We start from the raw sequence: 11,471 nt of genomic DNA, 5'->3' as shown, positions 1-11,471 counted from the left end.
GCTCGCGGCGGCGATCTGGTACGGCGCCGAAGCGGCGCTCGCCCTCGCCGCCGGCTGGCCGCTCGCCTGGTCGTCGCCCGCCGCCTGGATGGCGCGCGACCTCGCGCTGCCGGCGCTGTGGCTGAGCGGCTGGATGAACGCCCGCTTCGTCTGGCGCGGCAACGTCATGTCGGCCGACGAGGAAACGCTCGCCGCCGAGTGGCCGGGAAGTGGGTCCGCAGGCGCGTAGGCCGAAGTCGCGTCGTGAACAGCCGCTACGGTCAGCGAGCGAAGATCCGAGACACTTTGACCACGCGTTGAAGGCCGTAACCGGCGCCTAATGTTCCGCGCGATTATGGAAACCGTTCACTCGGTATTCCACCACTTTCCCGTAGCAGTCTTCCAGCACAAAGTCGTTAGAAGTTGCGATTGCAGCGGGATTCAGTTCGGCACGTTCGCGCAACATTCGGACACAGAAGCGCCAACCGTTGTCGGTAGCTTTGCGCTCAATTAGTTTGTAGGGCACTTTAGGTCTCCTTTCCCGACGAATGAAGAACCCTTCTGGTATCGACGTCAATGCTGGCGAGGCCGACAGCTATCAGGGTATATGGCGGCAAATCAGACCTCGATCATGAAAATTTGATCAGCCGTGGATGCCGCGGGGCGTGGCGAACCGTAATGGCTGCTCACGCAAGCGGAGAACGGCTAAGCGCTGAGCGCCGGATAATCGGTATAGCCGTGCGCACCGCCGCCGAAATAGGTGGCGCGGTCGCCCGCCGCCAGTTCGGCGCCGCGGCGCAGGCGCTCGACCAGATCGGGATTGGCGATGAACAGCCGGCCGAAGGCGACGAGATCGACCTTGCCGGCGGCGAGCGCCTCATCGGCCAGCTCGCGCGTGTAGCCGTTGTTGGCGACATAGGCGCCGGAGAACGCGCGCCGCAGCGCGCCCCAGTCGAACGGCGCAATGTTGCGGTCGCCTTGCGTCGCCCCCTCGATGACATGGATATAGCCGATCTTGCGTTCTGACAGCTTGGCGACAAGATGGCCGAAGGTCGCCGCCGGATTGGAGTCGGCGACGTCGTTGGCCGGGCTCGTCGGCGCGATGCGGATGCCGATGCGCGAGGCGGGCCACACCTTGGCGAGCGCGTCGACGATCTCGAGCGCGAAGCGGGCGCGGTTCTCGATCGATCCGCCGTAGGCGTCGACACGCTTGTTGGCGCCGTCGCGCAGGAACTGGTCGACGAGATAGCCGTTGGCGCCGTGCACCTCGACGCCGTCGAAGCCGGCGCGCTTGGCGTTGACGGCGGCGTTGGCGAAATCGGCGACGATTCCGGCGATCTCCGCCGTCTCGAGCGCGCGCGGCTCGGAGACTTCGGAAAAGCCGCTCTCGATGAAGGTGCGGGTGTTGGCTCGGATCGCCGACGGCGCGACTGGCGCGCCGCCGTTCGGCTGCAGCGAAACATGCGAGATGCGGCCGACGTGCCAGAGTTGGGCGAAGATGCGGCCGCCCGCTTCATGCACGCCGTCGGTCGCGCGGCGCCAGCCTTCGATCTGAGCCTCGCTGTACATCCCGGGCGTCCAGACATAGCCCTGGCCCTGCCGGCTGATCTGCGTGCCTTCGGAGATGATCAGCCCGGCGCTCGATCGCTGGCGATAATAGGTCGCGGCGAGCTCGCTGGGGACGTCGGAGCCGTGCGCAGCGCGATTGCGCGTCAGCGGCGCCATGACGACGCGGTTGGGCAAAGTGAGATCGCCGAGTTGGAAGGGTTGCATCAGGGGCGAAGAACTGGAGTCCATGGCGGTTCCTTTCTCTGTCCAACTCCCCTCTCCCCGCAGGCGGGGAGAGGGGAACTCATGCGGCCGCATCGCTCACGCCGGCAGCGTCAGCAGGCCGGCGGCGCCGTCGTCGAGGCCGATCAGCAGCCGCGCGCCGGTCGCGTCCCAGCCGAGCGCGCCGACCGCGCCGCCGCCAGGCGCGCGCACCAGGATTTCCGCAGCGTCGACCAGCCGGCACAGCAGCGCCATGCCGTCGGCATAGCCGATCGCGACGACCAGCGCGCGCGGATGAAACGCGACCTTGACGACGCGCGCTGCGCGCACGCCGCACTCGCGCGGCGCCTTGCCCATCGGCCCGTCCTTGTCCTTGAACGGCCAGACGACGCAGGCGTCGGCGCCGGAGGTGGCGAGCCAGTGGCCGTCGTGCGACCACGACAGGGCGCGCGTCTTGCCGGGGTAGCCGGTCATGCGCATGTTGCGCGCGTCGGCGATCCGCCAGCCGTGCAGCGCGTTTTCCTGCATCGAAGTGACGAGGAAGCGCCCGTCGGGCGAGGCGGTGACGTCGAGGTGCGAGCCCTTCCACTCGAGCTTGGCCGGCTCGGCGGCGGCGTTGGGGAACCACAGCGACGCGCCATTGTAATGGGCGAGCGCCAGCCGATAGCCTTTGGGCAGGAAGGCGAGGCCGCGCACGGTGGTCGGCGCCGCCCAGGATTTCACCGCGCCGGCGGCGTCGCGGGCGCGCGCCTGCTTGCCGGCCGCCCAGGCGATCGCACCCGCCTGCGCGGCCAGCGCGTCGATCCAGCGGCCCTTTTCTTCGGCGATCGATTCGAGGCCGCCGTCGGCGGAGGTCCTGACGACGCGACCGTCGTCGCCGCCGGTCAGCAGCTTGTCGCCGTCGCGCGCGGCGACGAGGATCGCGCCGTCCGGGTGGGCGACGACGCGCCGCTCGGCGCCGGGATCGCCGATGACGACGGTTCCGTCGGCGAGCGCCAAGGCCGGCTCGCCGCCGATGAAGGTCGCGGCGACCGCCGGCGCGCCGGCGGCGAGCGGCCGCAGATGGGCGGTCAGCGATGAGGTCGGTTCGACCATGATGCGGCGCCCGGCGTTCGGGCGTTCAGGCGGCGCAGGCGAGGAAACCCTCGCGGATCGCCGTCTCGTCGAGGTCGCGGCCGATGAAGATGACCTTCGACTCGCGCTTCTCGCCCGGCTTCCACTCGCGCTGCGGCTCGCCGTCGAGCATCATATGCACGCCCTGAAAGACGAAGCGCTTGGGATCGCCCTTGAAGGCGACGATGCCCTTGCTGCGCAGAATGTTCGGGCCGCGCTCCTGGGTGAGGCGGTTGATCCACGGCATGAACTTGTCGGGATCGAGATCGCCTTCGAGCCGCGCCGCGATCGATTGCATGTCCTCGTCGTGATAGTGCTTCAGCCCGCCGTGGTGGTGATGGCCATCGCCGTCGTGGTCATGATCGTGGTCGTGATCGTGATCGTCGTCTTCGACGGTGAGGAATTCCGGCTCGATGTCGAGGATGCGGTCGAGGTCGAAGGCGCGGCGCTCCAGCACCTCCTCGATGTTGACGTCGCAGCGATTGGCGCGGTGTAGCCGCGCGTAGGGGTTGATCGCGCGGATGCGCGCCTCGACTTCGCGCAGCTCGGCCGGCGAAACGAGGTCGGTCTTGTTGACGATGATGACGTCGGCGAAGGCGATCTGGTTCTTCGCCTCCGGCGCGTCGCGCAGGCGCTGGCTCAGCCACTTGGCGTCGGCGACGGTGACGACCGCGTCGAGCCGCGCCGCGCCGCGCACGTCCTCGTCGACGAAGAAGGTCTGAGCGACCGGCGCCGGATCGGCGAGGCCGGTCGTCTCGACGATGATGGCGTCGAACTTGCCCTTGCGCCGCATCAGCCCTTCGATGATGCGGATCAGGTCGCCGCGCACGGTGCAGCAGATGCAGCCGTTGTTCATTTCGAACACTTCTTCGTCGGCGCCGACGACGAGCTCGTTGTCGATGCCGATCTCGCCGAACTCGTTGACGATCACCGCATAGCGCTTGCCGTGCGGCTCGGACAGGATGCGGTTGAGCAGGGTCGTCTTGCCGGCGCCGAGGTAGCCGGTGAGGACGGTGACGGGGATCTTGTCGAGGCTCGCGTCGGTCATGGCGGTCAAGCGCTTGCGGCTCCGGACGGTTGGGGGAGAAACATTAGAGCGCTGGATATAGGTCGGCAGGGCGGCGATGGGTAGGGGGCGAGCCGCCCTTGCCGGTTCTCGTGCGTTCGTGGTATCTAGTCAGTATGACTAGATCGACGAGCTCCCCGCGCGCGCCGCGGCGCCCAGGCGCATGGCTGCTGCAGGACGCCAAAGCGCGATTCAGCGAGCTGGTGCGGAGGGCCCGTAGCGAGGGGCCGCAGCTTGTCACCGTTCGCGGCCGCGAAGAGGTCGTGGTCGTCGCCGCCGACGAATTCCGCCGTCTGAAAGGCGAGCGCACTGGGGCGGCGCTCGTCGAGGCAATGCAGGCCTCTCCGCATAAAGAGTTCGAGATCGCGCCGAAGCGGACCCGCGCACCGGTGCGCGGCGTCGAGCTGTGACGGGCTGGCTGCTCGACACCAACGTGCTCAGTGAACTTCGGCGGCCGCGACCGGAGCCGAAAGTCATCGCTTTCGTCGCCGCGCAACCGCTGGAATCTCTGTTCGTCAGCGTCGTAACCTTCGCTGAGATCCGGTTCGGCGTTGAGTGCGTAGCCGATGCGGGAAAGCGCGCCGAGCTCCAGAATTGGCTAGATGTCGCGCTGCGGCCAATGTTCGAGCAGCGGACGCTGCCAGTCAGCGAAGAGGTGATGTTCAGGTGGCGGCTACTGGTCGAGGCCGGGCGCAAGATGCGCCACACGTTCTCTCAGCCCGACCTCATCATCGCTGCGACTGGGGTGTGCTACGGTTTGACCGTTGTCACCCGCGATGTTCGGGAATTCGAAATGGCGCGCGCGCCCGTCATCAATCCTTGGCGCGCCGCGCCTTGAGCCCCGATGAACGATCCGCGGACCGTAAGTGATCGGCGTCATGCAAGGGGTAAGCGTCATCTTGAAACTTTGTCTTGCCGGCTTGTCCGCGACCGCGCTGCTGGCCCTCGCCGCGCCGGCCCACGCCGCCGCTGCGACCGACCCCGCCGACCCGCGCGCGCCGGTTGCGGCGCTCTACGCGGCCGAGAAGAGCGGCCGGCCGACCCTCACGACGCCGGCCCAGCGCGACGCGGCGCTCACCCGCGGCCTCGCCGCGCTGTGGGACAAGGTCGAGGCGCGCGCCCGCCGCGGCGGCGACGTCGCGATCGATTTCGACGTCGTCACCAATTCGCAGGGCGCGGAGGTCAAGTCCTACGCGCTGGCGGTCGAGCGGCGCGACGCCAACCACGCGACCGTCGTCGCGACCGTCGACCCCGGCGACTGGGTGCGCCAGTCGGCGCGCGAGAACGTCGTCACATTCTCGCTGCTGCGCCAGGCCGGACGCTGGCGCGTCGACGACGTCAGCGGAATCGCCGAGCCCAACGCGTGGTCGCTGCGCGACCTGCTCGCGCGCGCGACCACGGCGCAATGAGGGGAAGAAGCCGATATGCCGCCCGGCCTTTGTTCTCGTCGCGCGGGCTACGGGGCGCCCATCCGTTCGAGCAAAGCGATCTGCCCGAGCGTCGCGCAATTCTCCGGCGCCGGCGCGAGCGCAACGCCGAGCGCTTCGCCGGCGGCGCGATAGCGCGCGGTCAACCCGAGCGAGCCGACGACGCAGGCCTCGCGCGCGCCTTGCGCCCCGGCGAGAACCTCCGCGCCGATCAGCAGACCGGAGAGATAGTCGGCGAGCCCCTGCGCCGGCAGTTCATGGAACAGACCGAGCGTGCGGGTCATGAAGATCGCGTGCAGCAGATCGCCCGGCCGTTCGAGCGCGGCGGCGGCGGCAAGGCCGCGCGCGAAGCCGTCGGCGGCCGACGCGGCGTCGGTCGCGTCCGGCGGCGCCATCAGCCGGCCCAGCAGGCTGTGGTCCTTCAGCGCGGCGAAGACTTCGCCGGTCATGAACGTGGCGAAGTCGACGATACGGCCGGCTTCGACCCGCGCCCATTTCGAATGGGTGCCGGGCAGGACGAACAGCCCATCGGCGCGGCCGCCGGCGCCGAGCGCGCCGAGGATCTGCGTCTCCTCGCCGCGCATCACGTCGGGCGCGCCGCGCGCGTCGCGCGCGCTTAGGCCGGGAACGACGACGACGCGGCCGATTCGAGCGGCCGGGACCGACGTCGCCGCGGCGGCGATCTCCGCCGCGCCGGCCGGGCAGGCGACATAGGGCGCCTCGACCCAGCCCTGGCGCGAGCCGACCATGCCGCTGAGCATGATCGGCAGGCCGGGGAAGCGCCGCATCCAGCCGCCAATCTGCGTCTCGAGAAACGCCTCGTGCGCGCCGCTCGTCAGGCCGGTCGCCCCGACCGCGGCCTCGACCGCCTCGAGCGCGCTCCCGTCGGCGGCGGCGAGCCGGGCGCGAAACGCGCTCGTCCCCCAGTCGACGCTGATCAAGACGGGGGAGGGGGAGGACAAGACCGACTCCTGGGTTGGCGCGCGGCACTATAGTCGACAAAATCCCGGCCGCGGCCGCGCTCCCGTCAGCTTCGCGACGGTTGCGCGCGATCAAACAACTCGGCGATCTGCAGCGCGACGCCGTCGATCACATCCCACGCCGTATATTCGATCGCGGTCGCGGGGTCGGTCGGCCCTCCGGTCAACGTCATGATCAGGCGGATCATCTGCCGGTCGAGCCAGCCGTAGCGCGGGTAATCCAGCCGTCCGGCGACCGCCACCGCGAGGGCCGGGGCGAGCCGATTTCGGGCGAGCGCCTTGCGAAGATAGGGGTTGTTCTCGGCGGTGTCCCGGCCCGGCTTCCGCGCCGCCAGGCAGACGGAAACGAACGCCAAAGGCGGCGGCGCACGCAGCGATCGGTAGACGGAAAGGAACCGGCGCCCCTCAGGCAGATGCCGGCCATAACGCACGGCTGACACGATCGCCACCAGCCGCGCCTCCGCCAATTTTTCCGGCGCCGGGAAGGCCGCCGCCAAATCCTGTGGCGAAACCGCGATTCCCCTCTCCGCGAGGCGGCCGGCGATTCGCTCGGCGATGCGTCGCGCTTGGCCGTCGTGAGTAGCGTAGTAGAGTTGCATCGTTCGACTAACCTGCCGCCGGGAGTCGAGGATCGGCCGCCGTTGTAAATGCAACTTTCAAATGAGCCCTCCCATCGACTACGCTTGGCGCTTGTTCTAAGCGGCGCGGAAACCGCAGACTGCCATTACCGAGATGGGCGTCGATCGCCACGGCCGTCTGCTTGCCGAACGCAGAACGATACGGCGCCCATTTATACGACCTGAATCGAGAGCGGCCGCGTCAAATGACCGCAAAGGGCCGATGGGGTTGAAAAACCCTCCGAGCCTGCGGCGGCATTCGCCATCGGCGGCGGATTTTGCGGCGGCGGAGCGGGTCCGCTCCGCCTCGGGCGACGTCGAGCTCGAGCCGATAGGCCAGCGCGTAGCGCTCGAAGGAAGACGTTGAGGATCTTGCCGTCGACGCCGCCGCGGCGACGCAGGCGATGGCGGATTCCTTCGCCCGCCTATGCGCTCTGTGGCAGGATGCAGCGCCGGGAGGGGCGCCATGATCGACGAAGCGGATCTCGACGCGGCCGTCGCCGCCAACGTCATCGACGCCGAAACCAAAGCGAGGCTGATCGCCTTTGCGCGCGGCCGCGCCGCCGCGGCGACGGACCCGCCGCAAGCGCGCCTCGCCGCGCCGCCGCGTTTCGACGCCGTCCACGCCCTCTATTACGCCGGCGCGCTGATCGTCATCGCGGCGATGGGGCTCTTCACCAACACTGCGTTCGATGCGCTCGGCGGTTGGGCGTTGGCGGGCGTCGCTTTCGTCTACGCCGCCGGGTTTACGGCGCTCGGGCGGGCGTTGTGGCGCAAACCGGAGACGCGCACGCCGGGCGGCCTGGCGATCGCCGTCGCCGTGTCGATGGCGCCGCTCGCCGTCTACGGCGTGCAGGACGCGCTCAATCTCTGGTCGCTCGCCGACAAGCCGCGCCAGTACAGCGACTTCTTTCCGCTGATGAACGCGAGCTGGGTCTACATGGAGGTTGCGACCATCGCCGCCGCGGCGCTCGCGCTGCGCTTCTTTCCCTTCCCGTTCATCGTCATGGTCGCCTCGGTGGCGCTGTGGTTCCTGTCGATGGACCTCGCCTTGCTCCTTCTTCATCGCCAGCCGGCGCAGAGCTGGGAAGCCGACTGGGACTTTCGCCGCAACGTCTCGATGGTCTTCGGCGTCGCAATGATCGCCGTCGCCTGGGCGATCGACGTCAAGTGGGCGCGGCTCGGCGATTTCGGTTTCTGGCTGCACCTGTTCGGCGCGCTGACTTTCTGGGGCGCGCTTTCCTCGGGCTCGGGCGACGCGATCGGCAAGGCGGTCTATTGCGCGATCAACGTCGCGCTCGTCGCTCTCGCCGTCTTTCTCGGCCGCCGCGTCTACGCCGTCGTCGGCGCGCTCGGAATCTGCACCTATCTCGGCTATCTCGCCGCCGACGCGTTCAAGGACGTGCTCGCCTTCAGCTTCGCGCTGTCGGCGATCGGGCTGGCGGTCATCTTTGCCGGCGTTTGGTTGCAGCGCCGTCAGCGCGCGATCAGCGCTTGCCTCGACGCCGCGCTGCCGCCGGCGTTGCGCGCTTTGCGTCCGGCGCGCGCCAGCGCCGCGTGAGTCGCTCATTGCCCCGGCGGGCGTCGCTCGCGTCTGCGCTCTGCCCTCACCGCGCTTCGAGGCTGCAGGTCTCGACGACGTCGCGCAGCCGTTTCTGCAATGCGCCGCCGGCGTCGGCGCGCGCGGCGCCGAGCGACAGGCCGGCGGCCTCGGCGCGGTCGGCGACGCAGGCGCAGGCCTTGGCGCAGACGCCTACGTCGCCGCCGTGCGCGACGCAGGCGGGGGGGCAGGCGGCGAGATAGGCCTCGCGCGCCTGGCGCGCCTCGAGCCCGGTCGCCGTCACGACGCACCACAGCAGGCCGAACAGGATCGGCTGGTGGACGAGATAGATGGCGAGGCTGTGCTGGCCGGCGAAGGCGAAGGCGCGGCCCGGCCAATGCGCCGGCCGCCACGCCGTCCAGCGCCAGCCGGCGAGCCGCGCCGCCGCCGCCCGCGCCAGCGCGAGCCCGATCAGCACGACGCCCGCCCACGGCAGCAGCGGCCGCCAGTCGAGCGTGTAGGGCGAAACGGTTCCGAGCCCAAGCCAGACCAGCGCCGGCGGATTGAACGCCGCGCTCGAATCGAGGAACGGCGCGGCGACCATCGCCGCCCCGGCCGTCAACGCCGCCCAGGGCGGCGCGGCGACGAACAGCGCGCCGATCAGGCTGGCGACGGCGATGCAATGGAGGATGCCGAACAGGATCGGTTCTTCAGGATCGATCGCGTAGCTCGCCGCCGTCACCAGCGCCGCCGCGCCGACGATCAGCGCCAGGCGCCTCGAGAAAGCGTCGCGCCGCAACCCCTGCGGATGGGCGAGCGCCAGCGACGCGCCGACCAGCGCGAGAAAGGCGCTGGCGACGACATGCGACAGCGCCCGCGTCGCCGGCGCGAACGGCGCTGTCGGCGCGATCAGGCCGAAATGGGCGAAGTCCCAGATCAGGTGGTAGACGACCATGCCGCCGAGCGCGAGCCCGCGCGCCGCGTCGATCGCCGCGATCCGCGCGCGCTTGGCCGGCTCGCTCGTCGCTTGGTCCTGCCCCATCGCCCCCATTCCGCCCCCGGCCGCGCGCGCCCCTTCTCCCCCGCAAGCGGGGAGAAGGCAGCCGACGAAGTCGGCCGGATGAGGGGCCGCGCGATTGGCCGCCGCGGCCCTTATAGCCGATCGTCCGCGCCGCGCGGCGGCGGCCGAGCTTCGGCGCAGCCCTGAGGCCCTTTCAGTCATGGGCGGACCGACGCGCCTGTGGAGAAGGGTGGTTGAACGCAGACCGTAAGCCCAACCCAACCCGCCGGGCCGGTCGGGCGACTCATTCAGGAGCGGGCCATGTTCAACAATGCTCTGCGCGCCGTGGTCATCGTTCTCTGCGCATCGTTGGCCGGATCCCTGGCGATGGTCAGCGTTTCCGCCCCTGCAACCGCCTGCTGCAACGGCAACCACGCCGGCTGACGCTTTGCGGCGGCGTCGCCGCGGTTGTCCGCAAGCGCATCAAGCCGAAGCCGGACGGCGTTCGCGGCGCATGATCGCCATGACCGGCTCGTTCCTTTGACCCGCCGCGGATTCCTCCCGCCTGAGGGAAGGAACCCGCCGCAAACCTTGTGCATGGACACGCGGCTTCGCGAAACCTACGGGCCGCCCGGGGATCGCTGGTCGCTTCCGTCCAGCCGTCGAGCCCCCATATTGGACCCGCGCCCACACAAAACGCCGTCGGCGGCGAAGCGAGTCCTTCGACGGGCGCCGGATCGGGGAGAGTTCAAGATGAACCAGGTGACCTACCAGGTGATCCAGCACGACGGCGGGTGGGCCTATAGGATGGGCTCGACGATTTCCGAGACCTATCGCACCCGCGATCTCGCCCATGCCGCGGCGGCGCGCGCCGCCGGCGAGCAGAAAGCGCCAGGCGAAAGCGAAGCCATTCAGTACGAGGACTCCGCCGGCGAGTGGCGAGAAGAGGAAGTCCGCGGCGGCGATCGGCCCGAGGCGGGCGTAAAGGACTGAGGGTCCGAGTCGCGGGACTCGCAACGTCTTCGCTGAGCGTCGGCTGTCATGGCCGCCCGCGCCGGCGGCGTCGCTTCGTCGATCGCCGCTGGCGCCGTGGACAAAACCAATCGGCAGGATGTCAAAGGCTTACGCCTGGCGAATCCGCAAAGCGGGGTCGTGACTCGCTGGGTCTAGGGGATTTCCGAGTCTGGCGGCGAACTTCGCCTTGGCTATGGTGCGGCGGTCGCGACAAGGTCCCGTCGATGATTCTGACGACCAGCGGGGCCATCGCGATTCGCTTGTCAGCAAGGCCAGAGGCGCCGTCGCCACGGAGGCCAAGAGATGATCGCCGTCGATCCGAGAGACCCTCTACAGAAAAAGCAGTTCAAGGCTTCGATCACGGACGCGATCGCGAAGGAGATCGACGGGTCGGATCGCATGGATATCGCCTCGAGAGTCGACGATTTATATGAGCGGCTGCTGCTGCATGCGGTCGTTGTTGCGCACATCCCTTCTCTGACCGCCGGGATGGTGAGAAGAGACGTGATGGCGCAAAGAGCCGGTCACTTCGCCTAGCGCGACAATCCCCTGCTGGACCCGGCGCCCGCACGGGGGCCGCATCGAATCCCAGGAAAAGCTTTGAGAATGCGCGGCTCTTGGCCGTGGCGCCCTGGCCGCGGGGAGGCGTGGATGGCCGGGAGAAGTCCGGACCAAGTCCGGGGACGGCCATGACGCGTCATGCCCTATGTCCGCGCCTACGGCCGATCGGTTGCGCGGCGCGACGGCTCGAGCGGCGCCGACGCGGGAAGCGACGTCGACCTCATGACGGCCTCTTCTTTGCGAGGTTTGCCGGCGTCAGCGATCTCAGACTGCGGGAGGCGGCGCGCGCAGTGGGCGTCGAGAGACGCCCATCTCTCGGCGGGCCATGTGCGCGCCATTGACGGCGGCAAAATTTCGGAAGGCCATGCTTCCACGAGGTCGCTGGATCGGTGGGTGGGTGGGGG

At 69.2% G+C, this 11,471-nt stretch carries 15 protein-coding genes; 8 read left to right on the top strand and 7 right to left on the bottom strand.

Features of this window, described 5'->3' with window-relative positions; translation table 11 throughout:
- A partial coding sequence (locus ABSF49_RS16305) for a glycosyltransferase (RefSeq protein WP_490363326.1) occupies nt 1-229 on the top strand: 229 nt, incomplete at its 5' end.
- An 87-nt stretch (nt 230-316) separates the two neighbouring features.
- On the opposite strand, the gene ABSF49_RS16300 is transcribed toward ABSF49_RS16305, so the two are convergent.
- The 4 genes from ABSF49_RS16300 to ABSF49_RS16285 all read right to left on the bottom strand — a co-directional run bounded on the left by ABSF49_RS16300 (nt 317) and on the right by ABSF49_RS16285 (nt 3,910).
- On the bottom strand, nt 317-505 hold the full coding sequence (locus ABSF49_RS16300; protein ID WP_424113706.1) for a hypothetical protein: 189 nt from the start codon (nt 503-505) through the stop codon (nt 317-319).
- 179 nt (nt 506-684) lie between these two features.
- Nucleotides 685-1,776 (bottom strand): alkene reductase, encoded by a 1,092-nt coding sequence (locus ABSF49_RS16295; protein WP_424113705.1) that lies wholly within the window; start codon nt 1,774-1,776, stop codon nt 685-687.
- Nucleotides 1,777-1,848: 72 nt separating this feature from the next.
- Entirely contained in the window at nt 1,849-2,844 is a 996-nt protein-coding gene (locus tag ABSF49_RS16290) for a WD40 repeat domain-containing protein (RefSeq protein ID WP_424113704.1), read from the bottom strand.
- A gap of 25 nt (nt 2,845-2,869) precedes the next feature.
- Nucleotides 2,870-3,910 carry a CobW family GTP-binding protein gene (locus ABSF49_RS16285; RefSeq protein ID WP_424113708.1) on the bottom strand — a complete coding sequence of 347 codons (1,041 nt, stop codon included), beginning with the start codon at nt 3,908-3,910 and terminating at the stop codon, nt 2,870-2,872.
- Between the two features lie 134 nt (nt 3,911-4,044).
- Here ABSF49_RS16285 and ABSF49_RS16280 point away from each other — a divergent pair, with 134 nt between their 5' ends.
- Genes ABSF49_RS16280 through ABSF49_RS16270 form a run of 3 tightly spaced genes read left to right on the top strand, consistent with a single transcriptional unit; the run spans nt 4,045 to nt 5,337 of the window.
- A complete protein-coding gene (locus tag ABSF49_RS16280; protein WP_424113707.1) occupies nt 4,045-4,338 on the top strand; it encodes a type II toxin-antitoxin system prevent-host-death family antitoxin in 294 nt (97 codons plus the stop codon).
- Nucleotides 4,335-4,766, top strand: coding sequence for a type II toxin-antitoxin system VapC family toxin (locus ABSF49_RS16275; protein WP_424113703.1), 432 nt, complete (start codon nt 4,335-4,337; stop codon nt 4,764-4,766). Before ABSF49_RS16280 ends, ABSF49_RS16275 begins: the two co-directional genes overlap by 4 nt.
- A 40-nt stretch (nt 4,767-4,806) precedes the next feature.
- Nucleotides 4,807-5,337, top strand: coding sequence for a hypothetical protein (locus tag ABSF49_RS16270; RefSeq protein WP_424113702.1), 531 nt, complete (start codon nt 4,807-4,809; stop codon nt 5,335-5,337).
- A 47-nt stretch (nt 5,338-5,384) separates the two neighbouring features.
- Here ABSF49_RS16270 and ABSF49_RS16265 read toward each other — a convergent pair whose 3' ends face one another.
- Nucleotides 5,385-6,317: a 2-dehydro-3-deoxygalactonokinase gene (locus ABSF49_RS16265; protein ID WP_424113701.1), complete on the bottom strand. Its 933-nt coding sequence runs from the start codon at nt 6,315-6,317 to the stop codon at nt 5,385-5,387.
- A 65-nt stretch (nt 6,318-6,382) separates the two neighbouring features.
- On the bottom strand, nt 6,383-6,934 hold the full coding sequence (locus ABSF49_RS16260) for a flavodoxin domain-containing protein (RefSeq protein WP_424113700.1): 552 nt from the start codon (nt 6,932-6,934) through the stop codon (nt 6,383-6,385).
- Nucleotides 6,935-7,418: 484 nt separating this feature from the next.
- Between ABSF49_RS16260 and ABSF49_RS16255 the strand changes: the two genes are divergently transcribed.
- Entirely contained in the window at nt 7,419-8,513 is a 1,095-nt protein-coding gene (locus ABSF49_RS16255) for a hypothetical protein (protein ID WP_424113699.1), read from the top strand.
- A gap of 46 nt (nt 8,514-8,559) precedes the next feature.
- On the opposite strand, the gene ABSF49_RS16250 is transcribed toward ABSF49_RS16255, so the two are convergent.
- Complete coding sequence (locus ABSF49_RS16250; protein ID WP_424113698.1) at nt 8,560-9,534, bottom strand: acetyltransferase domain-containing protein; 975 nt, start codon at nt 9,532-9,534, stop codon at nt 8,560-8,562.
- A 279-nt stretch (nt 9,535-9,813) separates the two neighbouring features.
- On the opposite strand from ABSF49_RS16250, the gene ABSF49_RS16245 reads away from it, so the two are divergent.
- From ABSF49_RS16245 to ABSF49_RS16235, 3 genes are all read left to right on the top strand, one after another.
- Nucleotides 9,814-9,936 (top strand): hypothetical protein, encoded by a 123-nt coding sequence (locus ABSF49_RS16245; RefSeq protein ID WP_424113697.1) that lies wholly within the window; start codon nt 9,814-9,816, stop codon nt 9,934-9,936.
- 309 nt (nt 9,937-10,245) lie between these two features.
- Nucleotides 10,246-10,485, top strand: a complete 240-nt coding sequence (locus ABSF49_RS16240) for a DUF2188 domain-containing protein (protein ID WP_424113696.1) — start codon at nt 10,246-10,248, stop codon at nt 10,483-10,485.
- A 324-nt stretch (nt 10,486-10,809) separates the two neighbouring features.
- Complete coding sequence (locus ABSF49_RS16235) at nt 10,810-11,043, top strand: hypothetical protein (RefSeq protein WP_424113695.1); 234 nt, start codon at nt 10,810-10,812, stop codon at nt 11,041-11,043.
- Nucleotides 11,044-11,471: the final 428 nt, after the last annotated feature.

It is taken from the genome of Roseiarcus sp., assembly GCF_049514155.1.
GTDB lineage: Bacteria > Pseudomonadota > Alphaproteobacteria > Rhizobiales > Beijerinckiaceae > Roseiarcus.
Note: the sequence above shows the minus strand (reverse complement) of the source record. Positions and strands in the feature narration are given on the sequence as shown.

What these genes read in the sequence shown, in the direction of transcription:
- ABSF49_RS16295 (WP_424113705.1), bottom strand. Translation starts at nt 1,776, where the DNA reads ATGGACTCCAGTTCTTCGCCCCTGATGCAACCCTTCCAACTCGGCGAT.
- ABSF49_RS16290 (WP_424113704.1), bottom strand. Translation starts at nt 2,844, where the DNA reads ATGGTCGAACCGACCTCATCGCTGACCGCCCATCTGCGGCCGCTCGCC.
- ABSF49_RS16285 (WP_424113708.1), bottom strand. Translation starts at nt 3,910, where the DNA reads ATGACCGACGCGAGCCTCGACAAGATCCCCGTCACCGTCCTCACCGGC.
- ABSF49_RS16280 (WP_424113707.1), top strand. Translation starts at nt 4,045, where the DNA reads ATGACTAGATCGACGAGCTCCCCGCGCGCGCCGCGGCGCCCAGGCGCA.
- ABSF49_RS16270 (WP_424113702.1), top strand. Translation starts at nt 4,807, where the DNA reads ATGCAAGGGGTAAGCGTCATCTTGAAACTTTGTCTTGCCGGCTTGTCC.
- ABSF49_RS16260 (WP_424113700.1), bottom strand. Translation starts at nt 6,934, where the DNA reads ATGCAACTCTACTACGCTACTCACGACGGCCAAGCGCGACGCATCGCC.
- ABSF49_RS16255 (WP_424113699.1), top strand. Translation starts at nt 7,419, where the DNA reads ATGATCGACGAAGCGGATCTCGACGCGGCCGTCGCCGCCAACGTCATC.
- ABSF49_RS16250 (WP_424113698.1), bottom strand. Translation starts at nt 9,534, where the DNA reads ATGGGGCAGGACCAAGCGACGAGCGAGCCGGCCAAGCGCGCGCGGATC.
- ABSF49_RS16245 (WP_424113697.1), top strand. Translation starts at nt 9,814, where the DNA reads ATGTTCAACAATGCTCTGCGCGCCGTGGTCATCGTTCTCTGCGCATCG.
- ABSF49_RS16240 (WP_424113696.1), top strand. Translation starts at nt 10,246, where the DNA reads ATGAACCAGGTGACCTACCAGGTGATCCAGCACGACGGCGGGTGGGCC.
- ABSF49_RS16235 (WP_424113695.1), top strand. Translation starts at nt 10,810, where the DNA reads ATGATCGCCGTCGATCCGAGAGACCCTCTACAGAAAAAGCAGTTCAAG.